Raw genomic sequence first — 704 nt, forward strand, 5'->3', positions numbered from 1 at the left:
GCATGTATTAGGCACGCCGCCAGCGTTCATCCTGAGCCAGGATCAAACTCTCCGTTAAAGGTCTTGTCGCGTTGGCGCCAGACTTGAGGTTTGAGTCTATGCTCATTGGTAACACCGAAGTGTCACATTGAATTGACAGGTCACGTTCACTCTTTAGTTTTCAAGGAACACTTCATTCTTTAGCGTCGCTCTTGCGGCGACGTTTTTGATTTTAACATCTTGAACCGAAGTTGTCAACAGCTTTTTTTGTTGTTATTTATCGATTCTTATAAGATGTTGTCGCGTTAGCAACGAAATTAAATATACAACGGTTTTTATACATTGTCAACACCCTATTTATCATTTTTGATCTCTTTTTTAGTTTTATACTTATTGCCATATGTCCAGTTTCGTTTTTTGACATCATATTTGTGGCCTTTCATGTACTTAAACCTAACCAGGTTTTTCATCCCTATTCACGCTCACGATCATGTCTTTGGTTATTTGTTCAGTTTACCAATGATGGCTCCTCTCGTCGGTTTAGCGCCCGCGAATCGTGACGAACAGCGCTCCTGCCTGGTTTCATCCATTGTTCTTTTGCCGGACAAGCCTTTCTCACATGGCCAGCCCATACTATCAAACCAGCTGGTATACAGAGAAAACCCCACTTCAAGAGAAGTGGGGTTATTGGTGCCTGGCAACGACCTACTCTCCCAGGGCTTAGG

Annotated in this window: 1 protein-coding gene; it reads right to left on the reverse strand. The window is 43.0% G+C overall.

Annotation, left to right across the window (positions count from 1 at the left end; all coding sequences use genetic code 11):
* Positions 1-479: 479 nt before the first annotated feature.
* Positions 480-704 (reverse strand): hypothetical protein (locus ACFQNG_RS16730; RefSeq protein ID WP_379866792.1); only part of this gene is annotated, 225 nt, incomplete at its 5' end.

It is taken from the genome of Laceyella putida (assembly GCF_042665195.1).
Lineage (GTDB): Bacteria > Bacillota > Bacilli > Thermoactinomycetales > Thermoactinomycetaceae > Laceyella > Laceyella putida.